At 54.0% G+C, this 19,659-nt stretch carries 16 protein-coding genes; 7 read left to right on the forward strand and 9 right to left on the reverse strand.

What is annotated here, in order from left to right; genetic code table 11:
• Positions 1-172: 172 nt before the first annotated feature.
• Positions 173-1,240 (forward strand): VWA domain-containing protein, encoded by a 1,068-nt coding sequence (locus IPK01_02415; protein MBK7932350.1) that lies wholly within the window; start codon positions 173-175, stop codon positions 1,238-1,240.
• Between the two features lie 3 nt (positions 1,241-1,243).
• On the opposite strand, the gene IPK01_02420 is transcribed toward IPK01_02415, so the two are convergent.
• The 8 genes from IPK01_02420 to IPK01_02455 all read right to left on the reverse strand — a co-directional run bounded on the left by IPK01_02420 (position 1,244) and on the right by IPK01_02455 (position 9,731).
• Positions 1,244-2,077: a hypothetical protein gene (locus IPK01_02420; GenBank protein ID MBK7932351.1), complete on the reverse strand. Its 834-nt coding sequence runs from the start codon at positions 2,075-2,077 to the stop codon at positions 1,244-1,246.
• A 22-nt stretch (positions 2,078-2,099) separates the two neighbouring features.
• Positions 2,100-3,446, reverse strand: a complete 1,347-nt coding sequence (locus IPK01_02425; GenBank protein MBK7932352.1) for a DUF2254 domain-containing protein — start codon at positions 3,444-3,446, stop codon at positions 2,100-2,102.
• A 9-nt stretch (positions 3,447-3,455) separates the two neighbouring features.
• A complete protein-coding gene (ettA, locus tag IPK01_02430; GenBank protein MBK7932353.1) occupies positions 3,456-5,144 on the reverse strand; it encodes an energy-dependent translational throttle protein EttA in 1,689 nt (562 codons plus the stop codon).
• 10 nt (positions 5,145-5,154) lie between these two features.
• Positions 5,155-5,484, reverse strand: a complete 330-nt coding sequence (locus IPK01_02435; protein ID MBK7932354.1) for a type II toxin-antitoxin system RelE/ParE family toxin — start codon at positions 5,482-5,484, stop codon at positions 5,155-5,157.
• A complete protein-coding gene (locus IPK01_02440) occupies positions 5,481-5,720 on the reverse strand; it encodes a type II toxin-antitoxin system ParD family antitoxin (protein MBK7932355.1) in 240 nt (79 codons plus the stop codon). The genes IPK01_02435 and IPK01_02440 overlap by 4 nt, the downstream gene beginning before the upstream one ends.
• A gap of 87 nt (positions 5,721-5,807) precedes the next feature.
• Positions 5,808-6,371, reverse strand: a complete 564-nt coding sequence (locus IPK01_02445) for a hypothetical protein (protein ID MBK7932356.1) — start codon at positions 6,369-6,371, stop codon at positions 5,808-5,810.
• The gene (gene menC / locus IPK01_02450; protein MBK7932357.1) at positions 6,368-7,480 is read right to left on the reverse strand and encodes an o-succinylbenzoate synthase; all 1,113 of its coding nucleotides are present in this window, start codon (positions 7,478-7,480) and stop codon (positions 6,368-6,370) included. Before menC ends, IPK01_02445 begins: the two co-directional genes overlap by 4 nt.
• A gap of 100 nt (positions 7,481-7,580) precedes the next feature.
• Positions 7,581-9,731 carry a VWA domain-containing protein gene (locus tag IPK01_02455; protein MBK7932358.1) on the reverse strand — a complete coding sequence of 717 codons (2,151 nt, stop codon included), beginning with the start codon at positions 9,729-9,731 and terminating at the stop codon, positions 7,581-7,583.
• A 154-nt stretch (positions 9,732-9,885) separates the two neighbouring features.
• Here IPK01_02455 and IPK01_02460 point away from each other — a divergent pair, with 154 nt between their 5' ends.
• The 6 genes from IPK01_02460 (at position 9,886) to IPK01_02485 (ending at position 17,280) form a co-directional block, all read left to right on the forward strand.
• Positions 9,886-12,171: a transglycosylase SLT domain-containing protein gene (locus IPK01_02460; protein ID MBK7932359.1), complete on the forward strand. Its 2,286-nt coding sequence runs from the start codon at positions 9,886-9,888 to the stop codon at positions 12,169-12,171.
• 161 nt (positions 12,172-12,332) lie between these two features.
• On the forward strand, positions 12,333-12,794 hold the full coding sequence (locus IPK01_02465) for a (2Fe-2S)-binding protein (GenBank protein ID MBK7932360.1): 462 nt from the start codon (positions 12,333-12,335) through the stop codon (positions 12,792-12,794).
• On the forward strand, positions 12,791-14,974 hold the full coding sequence (locus IPK01_02470) for a xanthine dehydrogenase family protein molybdopterin-binding subunit (protein ID MBK7932361.1): 2,184 nt from the start codon (positions 12,791-12,793) through the stop codon (positions 14,972-14,974). Before IPK01_02465 ends, IPK01_02470 begins: the two co-directional genes overlap by 4 nt.
• The gene (locus IPK01_02475) at positions 14,974-15,621 is read left to right on the forward strand and encodes a hypothetical protein (protein ID MBK7932362.1); all 648 of its coding nucleotides are present in this window, start codon (positions 14,974-14,976) and stop codon (positions 15,619-15,621) included. The genes IPK01_02470 and IPK01_02475 overlap by 1 nt, the downstream gene beginning before the upstream one ends.
• Positions 15,622-15,776: 155 nt before the next feature.
• Positions 15,777-16,676, forward strand: a complete 900-nt coding sequence (locus IPK01_02480; GenBank protein ID MBK7932363.1) for an XdhC family protein — start codon at positions 15,777-15,779, stop codon at positions 16,674-16,676.
• A complete protein-coding gene (locus IPK01_02485; protein MBK7932364.1) occupies positions 16,663-17,280 on the forward strand; it encodes a nucleotidyltransferase family protein in 618 nt (205 codons plus the stop codon). Before IPK01_02480 ends, IPK01_02485 begins: the two co-directional genes overlap by 14 nt.
• On the opposite strand, the gene IPK01_02490 is transcribed toward IPK01_02485, so the two are convergent.
• A complete protein-coding gene (locus IPK01_02490) occupies positions 17,275-19,539 on the reverse strand; it encodes a DPP IV N-terminal domain-containing protein (protein MBK7932365.1) in 2,265 nt (754 codons plus the stop codon). The two genes, IPK01_02485 and IPK01_02490, sit on opposite strands and share 6 nt — an antisense overlap.
• Positions 19,540-19,659 lie beyond the last annotated feature (120 nt).

Here is a 19,659-nt window from a genome sequence, read left to right on the forward strand (position 1 = left end):
ATTGGGCTTACTTTGATGGTGCACAATCCGACGCGCCGCCGTATGCCCAGTTCCTTTAGCTCAAAGATAACGAACCGACCGTAGGTAAAACGTGATAGATATCACAATGCATTAGAAATTTGCGACTTTTGTTCCCGGTATAACGTCTAAACGGATGAACCAACGTACCGATATGAAAACCAGGCGCGCAGTTTTGCTTTGGGTGGCTCTTTTTGGGGTGTCTCTGACCGTGCTTTCGCAGGACAAAGCCACGGACGAGACCATCAAGGTCGATACGGCCTTGGTGAGTGTACCGGTGATCGTAAGCGACCGGAACGGCCGGTACGTGCCTAAACTTACGGCGGCCGACTTTAACATTTTTCAGGATGGAAACAAACAAAATATCGAGTTCTTCGCCGCTACCGAAGAACCGTTAACTATTGCATTGCTTATAGATACGAGCCAGAGCACGCGCGGAGTGCTTGGCGATATCAAGGATTCGGCCGTTTCATTCATTAAGTTGCTGGCACCCGCCGATAAAGCGATGATCGTCAGTTTTAACCGCGATGTCGAGGTCCTCAGCAGCCTTACATCAGATCAGGAGCAGCTAAAGAAAGCGGTCAGATCGGCGGAGATCCCGGACGGCGAGTTTGGCACGGCTCTGCGGGATGCAGCGTATGAAACTGTTTTTCGCTCATTCTCGGGAATTAAGGGACGCAAAGCCGTCATTCTGCTGACCGACGGCAAAGACGCCGGCAGCCGAATCTCAATCCGCGAGTTGCTCTACCGGCTGCAGGAGAGTGACACGCTTGTTTATCCGATAATGTTTAAGACTGACGAACGTCGAATGATAATGCGGCAGATATTACGTCGTGATGACATATTCGGCGGCGGTTTTCCTGGCCGTCGAGGCGGAGGAAGTTTCCCCGGCGGCGGACGAAATGGCGGCGGACTTCCGCCTCGGCGCGACAACGGCCGGCAACGCGAACGCGTCGAACGCGTCGAACGCCAAAATCGCGAGGCCTCGGAATTTCTGCAAAAAATAGCGGACACGACCGCAGGACGGTTTTACGAAAGTGACGACGGCAAGCTCAAAAAGCTGTTTGCCTCGATCGTCGAGGAGCTGCGGTTCCAATATCGTCTAGGCTTTTATCCTCCGGACGAAACAGGCGAAAAACGGCTGCACGAGATCAAAGTAAAGGTCGCCCGGGCAGATACGGTCGTGCGATCGCGTTCATCATATCGAGTCGAAACTAAATAGCAATTACTTTTTAAAGTTCTTCGGATTATTGACGATATCGCCGAGATTTTCTTGCGGCGGGGCAGTCGGATCGCCAACTGGAAATGTAAGTCGCTTTCGCTGCATGAGGAAGTTCTTGCCGTTCCATTTGTAATATGAACGGGTGAAAAATGTCGGGCAACATAGCTGCTCTTCGTCGCCCGTGATCTTGCCGGTCTCATTTTGGCCTAGAACAAAGCGGTCCTGGCCGTACAGCTCAATGACGAGTTCGCCATTCTCAGCTCGCACATCTTTAAGCCCGCCATCGGCGCGATCACCGGTGCGGAAGGGCCAGATCAGCTCGGGCTTGCCGCCTTTCCACTCAAAAACATATGCGATCTGCGGAACGGCACCGCCGCCGGTCTCGATCTTGAGTACGACAATAGCCTCGTCCGCTCCGTCGCTGGTCACGTCGAGGAATTTCGCCGTAACAAATGTCATCCCGATGCGCCGCTGCTGTTTAGCCTCTGCCTTTTTCTCGGGATCCATATCTTCATCAACTGCCGTTTCGACCGGTGCGATCTTTCCGTTCTTCAATGTGATCTCGGTCGAACCATCAGGATTTTGCCAGCCTCTAGGCAGTTCGTAGGTGTAGTTTTTGAAATCAAACTTCCCGATCGGCGAGGTTGTTGTCTTATTGCGGTCGTCTGTCAGCTCTGCCTGCAGGTTTGGGATCGACGGCGTCGGAACGGCCGTTGGCTGAGGTACTTGTGTCGGTGCGTCCAAGGTGGTCGAAGAATCATTGGTTGGAGGTTCGACCGGTCTCGTGCACGAAACTCCCAAAATTGCCGTAGCAATGATATAAAAAACATATCTCATCGATCATTAATACTGACGGCCGCTATTCGATCGCGTCGGAATAGGCGGATTGCAAAGCACGATATTCTGCGGCAAGCTCCGATTCGCCAACGGCGTCAGCCCGTGTCGCGGCAGTTCGGTAATATGTTACGAGCGATTTGCGAACATAGTTTCGCTGCTCAGCCGTCGCGAACGCCGTTTCGCCATCATGCTTACCGAGCTCGGACAGTTCCATTTCCGCGACCTCTTTCGCCAATATCCTTAACCTGTCAGCATCGCCAACTGATGTGATGATCTCGGTCAAAACGCCGATCAGCGTGCGAACGATAACATGGTCGCGTCGGCCAAAATGATAGATCTGATCGAACGCATCATCAACAAATTGTTCAAAACTCGGCTCCTTGACGCTAATTCGATGATTAGCCAGTTCTCTTGCCGTGCGTGACGTGAGATCGCGTGTCGAAAGTTCCTTGATGATAACGCCGAGATAGTGAATGCAATTGACACACGTTGTGGGATCATTGACCGCAGGCGAGATAGCTTTGATCCCGATATCGACCAACTGCCTGATGCCATATTCGACGTCCTGGTCAAAGCTTCGAAATTTCTGTATCGAAAAACTTTTGCGTATCAAAGTTTCCAGTTCGCCATCGATCGCGACCGGCGGCTCGATCGTGACCAAAGTCGAACCGACCTCGATAAAGCTGCCGAGATAATTGGTGACACGCAACGAACTCTCCGGATGTGTTTTCGCGATCCGGCGACTCGCCTGGACCAGCAGATCGGCGTCGATCTTTTCGAGAAATCCGCTTCGTTCCGAAATTACGGTACCGTCGGCAACCTCGGTCTGGGTATCGATCGGCCCCAGATCGTAGACGCCATCTATCTCGGCGACAGTCCGGTCGGCGATACTTTTTGTGATTGTGGCAGCATTCAGATTGTCCGCCAGGTAGCCCAAAAACAGGGGAAACAACACAAAGGTCTGATACGCACCGAGAAATAGCCCAAGGGCGTGAAGCGACGAATTTTCACCGAATTGGACTACAAAACAAAACGCGCAAACAGCGATCGACGACCACAGAAACAACGCTCGAAACCTGTCGCGGTGCCAGAAATGCCGCACGATCCGAGGCGAAAATTGAACAGAGACAAGCGACAAAGCAACGAATACGAACGAAAAGGTCGTCACCAAGATCGTGACACCGATCGAGACCCAAGCGCTCAAGGCCGCACGCATCATCGGCTCGGCAAGCGCAAAAATGCTTCGAGCATTGATGAAAACCGCCCATCCGACAATAAATACGGCCAGTATCGAAACGAGCAGCAACGCCCGGTCGCGGTCGGTTCGGATCGGCACCGGTCGTCGGTCTCTGCTGCGTCGTGCGGTCATTTTTACGTACTAGGCCCGTGTCAGGCTGCGATATTTTATCCGGTGCGGCTGGTCTGCGTCGTGGCCGAGGCGGCGTTTGCGGTCGGCTTCGTACTCGCTGTAGTTGCCGTCAAAATACTCGACGTGCGAGTCGCCCTCGAACGCCAGAATATGCGTCGCGATACGGTCCAAAAACCAACGGTCATGACTAATTACGACGGCGCAGCCGGCAAAGTTTTCGAGCGCTTCTTCGAGGGCACGCATCGTGTTGACGTCAATGTCGTTGGTCGGCTCATCAAGGAGCAGAACGTTGGCACCGGTCTTGAGCATCTTGGCGAGATGAACTCGATTTCGTTCGCCGCCAGAAAGCTGGCCGACGAATTTTTGCTGATCGGCACCGGAGAAATTGAATTTTGAAACGTAGGTTCGTGCGTTCATCACGCGGGTTCCGAGCGTAACATTGTCGAGTCCGTCCGAGATCTCGTCAAAGACATTCTTTTCGGCATTGAGCGAGTCACGCGATTGATCGACGTAGCCGAGTTTGACGGTTTCGCCCACCTTGAACGTCCCTGCGTCCGGGGTTTCCTGTCCGGTTATCAGTCGGAATAGAGTGGTCTTACCCGCACCGTTCGGGCCGATGACACCGACGATCCCGCCCTTTGGCAGCGAAAATTCCAGATTCTCAAATAAAACGGTGTCGCCGTAAGCCTTAGAAACTCCGTGTGCCTCGATGACATTATCGCCGAGCCGCGGGCCCGGCGGAATATAGATCTCGAGGTCGTCTGCATGCTTTTCGGACTCGGTCGCGACCATCGCCTCGTAATCATTGATACGTGCCTTTGATTTGGCGTGACGGCCCTTGGGCGACATGCGGATCCAGTCGAGTTCGCGTTCGAGCGTTTTCTGCAGCTTGTCTTCCTTACGCTCTTCCTGCGCAAGACGCGTGCTCTTTTGCTCAAGCCACGACGAGTAATTGCCCTGATACGGGATGCCCTGTCCGCGGTCGAGCTCAAGTATCCAACCGGCGATGTTGTCGAGGAAATAACGGTCGTGCGTGACGGCGATGATCGTGCCTTCGTATTTTTGCAGATGCTGTTCGAGCCAGCCTACGCTCTCGGCGTCAAGGTGGTTGGTAGGCTCATCAAGCAGCAGAATGTCGGGTTTTTGCAGCAGCAGACGGCACAGGGCAACGCGGCGTTTTTCACCGCCCGAAAGATTCTTGACGACCGTATCTGCCGGCGGACAGCGAAGCGCGTCCATCGCCATCTCAAGCCTTGAGTCGAGGTCCCACGCGTCGGCGTGATCGAGAGCCTCTTGAACCTCGCCCTGACGTTCGATGAGTGCGTTCATCGCATCGTCGTCCATCGGCTCGGCAAACTTGGCGTTGATCTCCTCAAATTCCTTGAGCAGATCGACCGTCCCCTGGACCGCTTCCTCTACGATCTGCTGGACCGTCTTGTTTTCGTCCAGGTGAGGTTCCTGCTGAAGATAGCCGACCGAGTAGCCCTTGGAAAACACCACCTCGCCGTTAAAATCCTTGTCGGTACCCGCGATGATGCGTAGCAATGACGATTTACCCGCGCCGTTTAGGCCCAGTACACCGATCTTCGCACCGTAAAAGAACGAAAGGTAAATGTCCTTGAGGACAGCCTTTTTGTCGTAAAACTTACTGACCTTGACCATCGAAAAGATGATCTTGTTTGGTTCTGAATTGCTCATATACAAATAATTACGGAAGTGAGTCGGGATCGTGAAGTCCCGCGGTGATATCCATATTGCTATGCATCACGCGCCAGACATCAATTTGATGCTCGGTCTCAATGTAGAAGATAAGGAACGGAAATTTCTTCAACGGCCAGAAACGGATACCGGCCAAGCTAGGCTCATATCCATATTTCGGCGAACCCGTTTCGGGGAACCGCGAAATTAACGTGACCGCCTTTTCAAAATCGTGCAAGAAGTCCACGGCCACATCAGTGCCGGCAGTTGCCAAATAATGATCGCGCGCGCGATCGAGATCGTCCTCGGCCAGGACGCGAGGGATGACAGGCTTACTCACTTCTTTTCCGCTTTCAAGCTCTGACGCATTTTCTCGAAGTATTCCGCATTCCACACGTTTTCACTCAGTGGTGACGCGGCCCCTTCCAGAAGCATCTCTCGCAGTCGTACCCGATCTTGTTCTTTTCGCAAAAGCTCCCGCACATACTCGCTGCTGCTGCCATAGTCGCCATCAGACACTTGTGTATCCACAAATGTTCGAAGAGTTTCCGGCAATGAGATGTTCATTGTGCTCATAGTTAGAAAATAACAGTTATGGCAAACTTTGCCAAGCCGAATGCCTTTTACACCGAAAAGTTGATCCTGGCGGTTCTGGATTGCCCACTATTTATTCTTGCTCAACCAATTCTTCCACCAACGTTGTAGCTCCTTCCGATTCTTTGGTTCCAAAACGTAGTTGAAGTACGCATAGATGCCGTTGGTTTCCCATTCTTCTTGGTATTTCCGCGGAAGTGATTCGAGCAACCGCTTCTCCCATTCTTTGTCGTCACCCTTGCTCACTATACGGAGGAGTACGAATAATGCAGTATCACCGACCGCGTAGCTATGCCACGTCGGAACCGAATATCTAGGATCCTTTATTAAAGTATCGTTGCCTATTTTTTCGACCAAACACGGAATTGCTTCATTACCTTTAAGTAAAAGACTCTCGTATATCGGATCCGTGATCGTCGGATCGTGGGTCGGAAGGACCTCAATCTGACCCACGCGATCGCACAATTCAGTCGCTGTCATTTCGGTGATATGTACCGGTATTGACGGTTTGGTGGGTTCCGGAGTTGGCTGGATCTCTATTTGCTTTAGCGGCTCGGCGATCCTTACTTCGTTCGGAGTCGAACAAGCAAAAAAGACCACTAAGAACCCCGTAAATACTAGAAGGAGCTTCATTGTATAGAGAATCTCCTTGTTGTGGCCTTTTCGATTCTTTCCTTGCACACCCGAAACCCAATTCCCGGCAAATCAGGTGCGGCAATCGTTCCATTTGCTGAAACCTCAACCGCTGGTTCTATGATGTCTTCGTGCCAATATCTCTTCGAAGCAGAGACGTCGCCGGGCATCGTGTAGCCGGCGAGGGTCGAGATGGCGATGTTGTGGGCACGGCCGATCCCGCTCTCCAGCATTCCGCCGCACCAGACGGGCATTCCGGCTTCGCGGCAGATCTGCTCGACCATTTTCGATTGTGTATGGCCGCCGACGCGTCCGTTCTTTAGGTTGATTATTTTGCCGGACTTTAATTCGATCGCCTTTCTGGCATCTTCCGGCGATTTGATCGGCTCGTCTAGGCAGATCGGTGTTTTGAGCTGAGCCTGCAGTTTGGCGTGGTCGATTATGTCGTCGTAACCAAGCGGCTGTTCGAGCATCATCAGGTTAAATTCGTCTAGACTCTTGAGCAGGTCGATGTCGGCGAGCGTGTACGCCGAATTTGCGTCGCCCATCAGCAGAATATCGCCAAATTCGGCACGCACCGCCTTGATCACGTCGTAATCCCACCGAGGGCTGATCTTGATCTTGATGCGTTTGTAACCCGCTTCGACCTCGACGCGGATCTTCTCTAATAATTGAGCGACATTGTCCTGAATACCGATCGAAACACCGCATTCGATGGTTTGATTGACGCCGCCGAGATGTCTCCACAACGGCACGCCGAGTTTTTTGGCTTCGAGGTCCCAGCATGCGGTTTCGATTCCAGCCTTTGCCATTCGATGTCCGCGGACCCATTTCATCGAGTCCCAAACTTCTGCCGCACTTTCAAATTCCTTGCCAATGACCATCGGGGCAAGTATTTGTTCTGCAGTTGCCCACGCCGAATCGGTCCATTCGTCAGAGTAGCCCGGCGTCTCGCCGCAGGTAACCTCACCCCAGCCCTCAGCTCCGCCCGTGTCCTCGACTCGCACCAAAATTATCCGACGCTTATACGTTCGGCCAAAGCTGGTCTCGAAAAAATGGACGAGGGGCAGATCGATCTCGGTAAGCTGTATTGATTTGATCTTGAGCATGGCTGCAAAAATCCAGGTTAGTTTCTGAAGGCTTCAAAAGCAATCGGCGGTGCCGCAGGGGTGTTCCGTTCCACCACACAAAGGTGTTTCACGCGAAACATTATTCTACGACCTCAAATTGCACGAACTGCGTCGCGATCTGCTGTTTCGGTTTGGCAAGACCGTCGGTGACGATGATCTGGAGAATGTAATCGCCGGGCAGCATTTTGCCGCCTATCACAAGTGCACCGGCAGATCTAAGCCGCTGAAGATCCGTTTGACCGGCAGGATCCAAACGCTGATCCTTGCCGTCGAGCAGTAGTTTGCCGTCTCGATAGACCCTGACCTTAGTAGTTAGAGATGGTTGTTTTGAATTGTCGAATTTGGCGTTATAGATCTCAAATCCATATCTCAGTACCGTATTTAATTTCACCCGGCGAAGTGCGGTCGCAGTCATCGGATCACCGCGAACAGATCCGCCGTTCGGGTCGTTCAAACTCTCCCATTCCTTGACCGACAGATTCTCAAGCAAAACGCTTGAGGCCGACAGGCGTTCCTTTTTGAGATCTGGCACCTCGATGAACTGGCTTGCCGAACCGATCTTGCCGCCCTGAGCATCGCGTAGGGCGACTCGAAACTGATATGCACCCGGCTTTTTGACAGGAAATTGAAAATGATAGACAAATCCGTCCTTCATTATTTTCTTTAGCGACTCTGCCTTGTCGGTAATCGTGTAGGTTTTGGCGATCTTGTCTATCGGCTGTCCGTTATCGCCAAAACTCATCGCCATCACATCGAAAACCGCTTTTTTCATGCCGTCCTTTTCGTCTGTGAATTTTAGTTCGCTTCCGTCCACAAAAAGCAGCGAACGGACGAACGAACCGCTAACCCTGTCATTGCCGAACAGTGCGTTGAGCCGAAGATTCAATCCGTTGACCGCAAAAGGTGAAACAAGCGCAGTCTCCAACTGATCGAGCGGTAGCGAATTTGCAGTGATCGGAACACTTGGTCTGTCAGCAACGTTAAAAAATCCGCTGCGATATCGTGCCGTTGCACCCTTGCGGGAAACCTTGACCTCCAGCTTGTTGTATTTTCGTTTTGCGGCATCGAACGTATCGCTGTCCGGTTCGTAGGCTATCAGGTAATAGCTCTGATCTTCGAGAACGCGCCGGACGCCTCCGCTGAGATCGTTGTTATTTTTGATGGCGAGGCCGCCGGTTTCCTCGGCAAGGAAACTGAGTCCCGCCTGCGTATCGGAGAGCAATTCACGGCGGGCCGAAGCTAACCGGTTCATCCCCTCCGGGCTTGTGTTTGTGATCGAATCGGCTGCGGTAAAGCCCGTAAATACAAGCCCGCGTGCATCAATAGTATAAAAAACGACCGACGAGCGATTTGCCTGGTCGATCAATGCCCTCATAAAATCGAGCACCACACCCGTGGTCGAAATGCCGCTTTCGTCCGTTTCGAGAATGCGAAATCCGTCGGAGAACAAGATCACCGATTTGCGTCCCGGCAGTTCGCCCATGCCGGTTACGATGTAGCGAAGGGCACCGAGTGTCCCGGTCACAAAACCCTGCGTTCTAAAATCGTCCAGGCTCTGGCCGCTGCCGCCCGCTGCCGGAACCTCGTCCGTTGATCCATCGTCGCCGGACGTTTGCAGCGAAGTGTCGGGGGCAGATTCGATGGGTGCGAATGCGCTTATACCGCCGCCCCCTTGCGGATTCCATTTCACCTTTTCGATCGCTGCGTACAATATTCGCTTGTCCCCTGTAAATTGCTGGAGCGCACCGATGCCGGCCCCGGTCCGGATTATCGCGACGAGATCGCCGTCCTGCATCTGTTCGTCGACAAATTTCTTTAGGCCGCGACGCGTTTGGTATGCGCTTTCAAACGATAAGGAAAGGTCATCCACAACAAGGGCGATCGTGCGGCGGATCTGTTCAGGACGAAGCGTTCCCTGCGGTATTGGAACGCCGGTCTTGTCGATGACGGCGGGCTTCACGGATCTTACAGTGTGGGACGAAACAAATGAAAAATTTGAGATCGTCTGCTTTTCGCCGTTCTCATATATCTCGACCTCTTCCGGTCTTATGTCAGTGATCGGCTTGCCTTTGGCATCAGTGACGGAAACATCGATCTGGATAAGGTTCGTGGAAATTTTAACAACGTCGTCGTCGGGCGGGGTCGGTTTTGGAGAAGCTCCGGTGTCTTGGCTTAAAATGTTCGCAGCCGCAAACAACAACGTCAAAACGATCGCGAAACATTTCTTCATTACAACAAACTCCAAAACCAGCCACTGTGTTTGATATGATATAACGGTTTGGGTCTTGCGGAAAGTCTTTTGTCTCATGCAAAGCGAACTTTCAAAACTGCATCCAAACTTCTTCGGAGCTCCAAGCAATATGTTTCAAAGGTACCTTTCAGAAATGGCAAAACTCGGCATCTCGGTATTCGTTCTCTCGGTCCTTTTCACCGTAAGCTGCTCTGCCCAGCAGACAGAGGAACAGGCCCTTAAGAGCCTTCGCGATATGACTTCCAGCGGTAAATTGCCGCCGGAGAACGTCGTGGCCGATCTTGAGAAACGGTTCGCGGGCAAAAAGACCGGTTCCCTCGCCGCTCTTTTGCATGCCCGTATCAAATTTGAGAATCAGGATTTTGCAGGAGCGGCAGCGATCCTGAATTCAGACGTTTTTCGCAATCGAACTAAGCTCGCGGATCACGCGATGTGGCTGAGAGGAAGGGCTTTGCAGTCAGCCGGAAACCACGGAGAAGCGATGGCCGTGCTTGCAAGATTGCTCGACGATTTTCCGGAATCGATCCGTGTCCGAGATGCCAAACTCCTCTGGTCAACGTCAGCAATTCAGGCCGGACGAGCGGTCGAAGTGCCGCCGTTTCTTGTTCAGTTGAGTGAAAAAAATGACGCCGACGCCCTGCTCGTGACCGCAAAGGCATATGAGGCCCAAGGCTCGCAGGACGATGCGGTCGCGTATTTTCGCCGAACATATTTCTTTGCCGCCGGTTCGGCTGCCTCGAAGGAGGCTGAAGCAAAATTGAATTCGCTCGGCCAACCGCTCGCCCCTCAAACGGCCGAGGAACAGCTCTCGCGTGCCGATAAACTGCTCGCTGCAAAGAGTTACGCCGATGCTGTCGCTGCGTATACATTGCTGGTAAATAACTTCCCTAATTCGCTCACCCCGCAAACGCGGCTTAGCCGGCTCACCGCGTTGGCAAATTCAGGCAAAATGCCCGATGCGCAAAATGCGTTCTTTTCACTTCCCGAATCTGCGAATGAGCGGGAAGAAGGCTATCGCCAGCTCGTTCTCGGTTATGCAAAAGCTAGAATGTGGGCACAAGCGAAAACGGCTGCGGAGGAAATGCGTGCGAGATTTCCGAACGGCAAACTTGCGGCCAAAACATTCATCGATGCCGGCCTCGCCGCTCGTGACGCCAAGAACCGGATAGACGAAGGTTACTTTCTCAATTCGGCCGTCTCAGCATTTCCCAATGCGATCGAAGTCGCTCAGGCACAATTCGAGGCAGCCTGGTTTCAGCATTTGGGCAAAAATTTCGCGGCCTCGTCGCAGATGCTGACCGAACATCTCGCCCGCTATTCCGGAAAGGACACGACCAATCGCGGCATCGCCGGCTATTGGGCCGCCCGCGATAGTGAACGGGCCGGTAAGACCGCCGAGGCATGCGCTCTCTACGACGGTGTCGCTTATCGGTATAGCGCGAATTGGTACGGCTATCTGGCTATAGGGCGCTTGACTACGATGAAGGCTCAGGGCAAATGTGCTTCGACGGTGCCGCCGAACGACACCATTGCCAGGGCCGTCGCTAATCTCAAAATTGTCACGGTCGCCGCTGAAACTTCGACCGCCAAGGAACTCGACCGCGTCGAAAAGAGCGACGAATTGAGTATCATCGGCCTTTTCGATTGGGCGATCAGCGAACTGACGGAGGCCAAAAAGACCGCCGGAAACAGCCCCAAGGTCAATCTCGCCCTCGCACGCCATTACCGCTGGAAAGGCGACAATACCGCGGCTTTCCTTGCACTCAAAGGCAGCTACCCTGATTACGCGCAGATGTTTCCCGAAGAAATGGGACGCGAGGAATGGGCGATATTCTATCCCCTCACGCACTGGAACGAGATCAAATATTGGTCAGGTGAACGCCGCCTTGATCCATATGAAGTCGCGGGCATGATCAGACAGGAATCGGTCTTTATGCCGGCCGCAAAATCGCCGGCAAATGCCCACGGACTAATGCAGCTTCTCGTTCCGACGGCCCAGTCGATGGCGAAGAAATATGTTTCGAAGACATCGATGGTCACAGCCTCATCGCTTTATCAGGCCCCGTTCAACATCGAGCTTGGCACAGCCTATTTCCGCGATCAGCTCGACAAATTTGGCCGTATCGAATTCGTAGCAATGGCGTACAATGCCGGACCTGGCCGTGTGCCGCAATGGCGGGCACTGTTGCCGCCCGACATGGACGATTTCGTCGAAGCCATACCGTTCAAGGAAACAAGGCTCTACGTCCAGGGGATCATTCGAAACACGGCCCAATACCGCCGCCTCTATGACGAGAACGGCAATTTCAGGACAAAGGTCGGCTCGCGGCCGCTGAGGGGCGAGATCGACAGCAACCCGCGTGAGCAGTTCACGGCCGAGTACCCTGAAGTGAATGTTGATGACACGGCAGCTGAATAAAGCTCTGTTTTGATCTATGTCATAGTTCAGTACTAATAGATTTCCGGCCGGCCGTTATCGTGTTCCCTTTCTGCTTCGCTCGATGCTATAATACCGCCATTGTTTTATTACACTTTCTGACAATCAAATCCATCTGATTTGCGATCTGCGAGGTTATTTTTATGGCTAAGATCAGCGTAAACAGTAAGCAGTACGAGACCAATGCGGACCCGAGCACGTTGCTGCTTTGGGTGCTTCGCGATGAGCTCGGACTGACGGGCACTAAATTCGGCTGCGGTATCGCCCAGTGCGGCGCTTGCACCGTGCACGTCAATGGCGAAGCCCGGCGTTCCTGCGTAACGCCGGTGAGTGCGGTCGCCGGCAAGGAGGTGACTACCATCGAGGGCTTGTCCGACGACAACAGCCATCCGCTGCAAAAAGCCTGGATCGAGGCCGACGCTCCGCAATGCGGATATTGCCAATCGGGCCAGATCATGGCGGCCGCCGGTTTACTGAAAGCAAAACCCAAACCGACCGACGCAGATATCGATCAGGCAATGGCCGGGATAATTTGCCGCTGCGGCACATACAACCGCATCAGATCCGCGATCAAGCTGGCCGCGATGAACGGAGGCTCGAAATGACACAAACTTCCGGATTAGACAGGCGTACATTTCTCAAGGCAACGATCGTCGCCGGCGGTGCAGTGGTTTTCGGATTCAATCTTCCGCTGGGCACTCGGGCGGCTGAACGGCTTGGCATCGAGATCGACCCCGCCGCTGATTTTCAACCGAATGCTTTTATCAGGATCGCCAAGGACGGCAAAGTTACGGTGGTCGTCAGCCAGGTCGAGATGGGCCAGGGCGTTTACACTTCGCTGCCGATGATCGTCGCCGACGAACTCGAGGTCGAATGGTCAAACGTCTCGTACGAAGCTGCCCCGCCGGACAAGGCTTTTATAAATCCGGCGATGGGAATGCAGGGCACGGGCGGCAGTTCGAGCGTCAAGGGCTTTTTTATGCCGCTTCGCAAATCTGCGGCTGCCGTTCGTGAAATGCTGGTGGCTGCCGCGGCTCAGAGCTGGAATGTGTCGCCTGACACTTGCAAGGCCGAAGGCGGCAAGGTGATTCACGCGGAATCAAAACGCTCGGCCGCATACGGCGAACTGCTCGAGGCAGCCGCAAAGATCGCCCCGCCGAAAGAGCCGAAACTCAAAGATCCGAAAGATTTCAAATATATCGGTAAGGCCATTAAACGCCTCGATTCACCCGACAAGGTGAACGGCAAAGCCGTTTTCGGCATCGACGTTCGCGTACAGGGAATGCTATATGCGACGATCCTGCGTTCGCCGGTCATCGGCGGCAAGGTCAAGACCGTCGATGACGCTGGGGCCAAAGCCGTCAAAGGCGTAACCCACGTCGTGCCGCTCGGCTACGGCGTCGGCGTCGTCGCCGACAATTTCGTAAATGCCCGAAAAGGACGGAATGCACTGAAGGTGACGTGGGACGACGGTGCGATGGCGACAGTTTCAAGCGAAACGATAATGAAGTCGTTCGCTGACGGTGCAGACAATAAAAAGGGTCTCGTTCCGAAGAAGATCGGCGATGTCGCGGCCGCCAAAGCCACCGCGGCGAAGACCATCGATGCCGTCTATTGGGCACCGTTCCTCGCCCACGCGACGATGGAACCGATGAATTTCACGGCCGACGTTCGGGCCGACGGTGCAGAGGTCTGGGGCGGTATTCAGGCCCAAATGGCCGTTCAGGGAACGGTCGCAAAAGCAGCCGGAGTGCCTATCGAAAAGGTCAAGGTCAACACTACGCTGCTCGGCGGCGGGTTTGGGCGCAGGTTTGAAATGGACTACGTGGTCGATGCGGTGCTGCTCTCAAAAGCTGCGGGAAAACCGGTCAAGGTCATTTGGACCCGCGAGGACGATATGCAGAACGACTTTTATCGTCCCGGCACCTACAACAAAATGTCTGCCGGCGTCGACGCCGCGGGCAAGCCCGTATTTTGGCACCATCGCGTCGTCAATGATGCGATCATGGCACGTGTCGGCCCGGCGTTCGGTTTCACGCTCAAGGACGATCAGCCCGACGGAACCTCGTTTGAAGGTGCCCATGACCTGCCATACACTTTCCCTAATTTTCAGTGCGATTGGGTCCGCGTCGATACGGGCGTACCGGTCGGATTTTGGCGGTCCGTAGGCAGTTCGCATACGGCGTTTTCGACCGAGTGTTTTATGGACGAGGTCGCAGCCGCGGCGGGCAAAGATCCGTTGGAATTGCGGCTTTCGATGCTCGATCCTGCTTCACGCCATGCCGGCGTCCTGAAATTGGCAGCCGAAAAGGCCGGCTGGTCGACAAGGCCCAAGGCTGGAGTCGGCCGCGGCATTGCGGTTCACGAGAGTTTCGGCAGCTTTGTCGCACAGGTCGCCGAGGTGACCGTCGCGGCTGACGGCAAGGTCAAGGTCGAACGCGTCGTCTGCGCTGTCGATTGCGGACAGGTGGTAAATCCGGATACGGTCGCCGCACAGATGGAAGGCGGCATCGTCTACGGTCTCAGTTCGGCCCTGTTCAATGAGATCACGTTCAAGGACGGGCGCGTCCAGCAAAAGAACTTTAATGATTACCGAACGCTCCGCATGAGCGAAATGCCAAAGGTCGAGGTCCATATCGTTCCAAGTAAAGCTCCGCACGGCGGCGTCGGCGAACCGGGAACTCCGCCGATCGCACCGGCTCTGGTCAATGCTATTTTTGCGGCGACCGGAAAACGTGTCAGAAGTTTGCCGATCAAACCTGCGGATCTGGCGACAAAAGCGTAATGAGATACTTGTTTAGCTATTCCAAATATTTGAAATTGACGGTCATTGCTGCTGCAGGATTGCTGATCGCGTTTTTTGCATATTCGGACCGTTCAGATCGTTTGATTCGGGTCGAGGCATCAACTGTTTCGAGCGAATCTATTGTCTCCGATCCCGATCCGGCAAAGGCGCGCACTGCATTTAACGACGCGGTCAGGGTGTTCTTTTCGGCGAGATGTGCGAACTGCCATCCGGGGGGCGACGCCCCGACGCAAGGCGATTCGATGACGCCGCATTCGATGGAAGTGAAACGCGGGCCTGACGGCCGCGGTGTCGGCGAGCTGAGCTGCTCGACTTGCCATCAGGACATCAATCTTGACGGCGACAACATGCCGCCGGGAGCTCCCGATTGGCACATGCCCGGAGCCGCTCAGAAGATGCCGTTTCAGGGCATTTCCGCCGTTCAGCTTTGCCGAAATCTTAAAGACCCACTTCAAAACGGCGGCCGAAAGACCGCCAAGGACGCCGTGCAGCACATTACCACCGATCCCAAAGTTCTCTGGGCGTGGGAACCCGGCAACGGCCGCACTACGCCGCCGCTCAGCCATGCCGAGTTCCTCAAGAAAATGAATGATTGGGTCGACAATGGAGCGGCGTGTCCGGAGTAGGTGTTATTCTCATCAGTTGCCACTTGCTTCAGCTAGTGGTTAAATTTGGAAAAGACGGCGGGCTTTAGCCCAGTCCTCCAGCTAAAGCTGGAGGCAATTGATAAGAACGCTTGTAATTGATGCGGCCTCACTATTGGGTCGCTCTTTCTGTTTGGATGAAAGAAATTGCTGAAATCCTACGAGTCGTCACCAGGTTTACCGACGGCGACAAAGCGATCCTAGCGACGGTCATTGACGTCAAAGGCTCAGGCTATCGTTTGCCCGGAGCCCGGATGCTGATGCTCGCGGACGGGCAAACGGTCGGCACAGTTTCCGGCGGCTGCCTTGAGGCCGACGTGCTGGAACGTGGAAAGAAAGTGCTCGCGAGCGGCGAGGCCGAGATCTTCACCTACGACACGACTGGAAACGAAGATTCGGTTTTCAGCCTAAACATGGGCTGCGGCGGCGTTATCGATATTCGGCTCGAACCGATAGGAAAATTCAGCCCCGTCATCGGAAAGATGCGGGTCGCCTACGAAGATCGCATCAGTAATGATGAGTTTGAGATCCCGCTCGCCGTTAAATTGTTCGGGGCAGGTGCGGATGCTATACCGTTTGTCCGGATCGGAACTGAACTGGGCTGGCAGATCACGGTTCACGACCATCGGCACGCATTCCTGACGACCGAACGGTTCCCGACCGCACAAATGCTCGTCCATCAAACGGCGTGCGATGTCCTGTCAGATCTCGAAACCGACGACCGAACCGCCATCGTGATAATGACTCACAACTACGCCCGGGACCGCTATATTCTACCGCCCGCACTGAACTCCGACGCATTTTATATCGGAGCCCTCGGCCCAAAACGCCGTACCGAACAGCTTCTCGAAGAGATCGGCGGCTCGTTCTCGCCCGAACAACTCGCCCGTCTCTACGCTCCGGCCGGCCTCGACATCGGTGCCGACACGCCCGAGGGCATCGCTCTTTCGATCATCGGCGAGATCCAAACCGTCCTCGCGAACCGCAACGGTGGCCACCTTCGCAACCGCCAAGGCTCGATATATGACCGAAAATAGCAAGTCAAAAATCGGCGGAATCCTGCTCGCCGCCGGAGGCTCGTCCCGTCTCGGCCAGCCCAAACAATTACTAAAATTCCAAGGCAAAACCCTCATCCGCCGCGCCGCTGAAACACTTTTTGGCTCACAATGCGATCGGATCGTCGTCGTCCTCGGCGCCGAGATCGAACATGCGACTGCGGAACTCCACGGCCTTGAAGTTGCGATCTGTATCAACGAAAATTGGCAAGCGGGAATGAGTTCGTCAATAATCACCGGCCTGGAGAGAATGCTGGAGATCGAGCCCAACCTCGACGCCGCGGTAATTACGCTGTGCGATCAACCGCACGTAAATTCAGTAGATATCGACAAACTCATCACGGCCTATAACGTCTCCCGTCCGCCGATAGTAGCCGCAAAATACGGCAAAACCACTGGGGTTCCCGCTCTGTTTTCCAAGGAAATATTTCACCAACTATTCGAGCTGACTGGTGACAAAGGTGCTCGTCAAATTATCCAAAACCATATCGAGATCGTTGACACAGTTGTCATTGAAAAAGCGGCTGGCGACATCGATTGTCTCGATGACGTCAACCGCCTACAGTCCGACGAGATAGTCCTATAGATTCTTCAAAATATAATCCGTCATCATCGTATACATATGATGGACCTGTCGCGGGTCGGTAACGCCGTGGCGGGCGGTTGGGTAGATCATCAGGTCAAACTGCTTGCCGGCCTTTTGCAGTTCGTAGGCGTATTGCGTCGTGTTCTGCATATGCACGTTATCGTCGATCTGGCCGTGGATGAGCATTAATTTGCCAGAAAGTCCGGCGGCGGATCTTACGATCGAGGTCGTGTTGTAGCCTTCGGGATTGCTCTTCGGCGTCATCATGTAACGCTCGGTATAGATCGAATCATAGTTTCGCCAATCGGTGCCGGTGCCGCCGGCGATGCCGAGTTTCCATGCTTTGCTGTGGTTCATTGCATAGCTCGTCATCGAACCGCCGTAGCTCCAGCCGTGAATGCCGATACGATCGGCATCGACGTAACCTGTTGATTTGAGATAGTTTATGCCGTCCTCAAGGTCGCGGAGCTCGAGCTCGTACATCCGTTTATAGATCGGCCAGACCGATTCTTCGCCTTTGCCGCTCGCTGAGCGGTTGTCGCAGACCCAAACGATGTATCCCTTTTGAGCGAGCATCTGAAACCACATTCCACGGCTTCCCAACCATCGGTTCGCCACCGAAGGCGCGTGCGGGCCTGAGTATGTGAACTGGAAAACCGGATATTTCTTCGACGGCTCAAAATCAGGCGGTTTGATCATCATCGCTTCCATCTGAAAACCGTCGCGCGTCGGCACCTTGAGAAATTCGACGTTGCTGAGGCGATAATCTTTCAGAACCTCGACCTTGTTCTCAGTAATGACGCGTTCGAGTGAGCCGTCCGCGCGGTAGAGCCGCATCTGCGGCGGCGTCAGAGCATCGCTCGTGACATCGATAAAGTGCGTAAGGTCTTTGTTGAAAGACACTTGATGGGCACCCGCACCTTGCGTCAAACGCTCAGGTTCGCCGCCCGTGAGAGCAACCCGATAGGCGTTTTCGGCGATATGACTGTCCTTCGTTCCCGAAAAATAGACCCAGCCGTTTTTCTCATCGACACCGTGGACGCTGCGAATTTCCCATTTGCCGTTGGTCAATTGCCGGACCAACTCGCCGTTGCTCTTGTACAAATAGAGATGCCGCCAACCGTTGCGGGCCGATTGCCAAACGGCGGTGCCGTCGGCCAGAAAATTGGGGTTATCGTAAACCTCTACCCACGCGGGCGTCGTCTCGTTGATAAGCTTCGTGACCTTGCCTTTCTCGTCAGCCGAATTGAGATCGAGAAACGTCTGCTCGCGATTGAGCGCCTGAAAAACGACCGCACGGCTGTCCGGCGACCACGCGACGCGGGCGATGAGCAGATCTTCGGGCTTGTACGCCGCGAGATCAACGAATTGGACCGAATCCCCAAATCGAAGCAGCGTCGGCGGCAGGCGTTCGCCAACCTTTGGAATACGGCCGACGTTGGGCATGAGCGAGTTCTTAGTGACATTCGCGATGCCGATCCGAACGATCGGATTCGGCTCGCCGGCCTTCGGATAGCTCATCGTCTCGACGACCTGCGGCTGCGTCACGTCGTTTGTGAGGATAAATTTGGACACCGGCGATTCGTCGAGACGTAAGAACGCGATCCGCGTCGAATCGGGCGACCACCAATAGCCACGCTTGTTTCCGCGGCCGTAGAGCTCCTCTTCGTAGACCCAATCGAGATAGCCGTTGTAGATCGGCTTGTCGCCCTCTTTACCGTCACGTGTGAGCTGCTTTTCGCCCGATTTCGCGAGGTCGATCACGTAGAGATCATTACCGCGAACAAAGCTCACCCATTTTGCGTCGGGGCTGAAATCAGCTTCTTTTTCCTCTTCACGAGTGTTCGTTACGCGCTTAGTGACTACCGTTGCGATATCGAACAAATAGATATCGCCTTCGAAGTTGAACAACACCTTCGCCTCGCCGGCGTCGAACGTAAAGTCTCCGGAATCAACGATCCGCTGGGCCAAACGTGCCCCAATGCCCGCACGAGCCGCCGCATTTATAAACTGCATCGTGTCAAAATACGGTGCCGAATTCCCGCTGACCGGATCGACCCGCAGCAGTTTGCCGCCGGCGATCTGCATCAGCGACTTCCCGTTCGGCGCCCACCGCAACTGCGGCAACGCCCCCGAAAACCGCACCCGCTTCGCGGGATCAGGATTGTAGATGTCGTCGATCGAAAGCAGTTTTTCTTGAGCAAATATAGCCGAGGAAAAAACGAAAAGGGCGATTACAAACAGGTTGATCTTTTTCATATTCCGGATGAGTACCAAACTTGATTAAATACCAATGAATTGCATCATAAGCCAATAAAGAGCGTCAATCAACCTTGACAAATTGTATCTATTTGGATACATTTGGGCGGTCGTGAGTGA

The sequence above is a fragment of the Acidobacteriota bacterium genome, from assembly GCA_016713675.1.
Taxonomy (GTDB): Bacteria; Acidobacteriota; Blastocatellia; order Pyrinomonadales; family Pyrinomonadaceae; genus OLB17.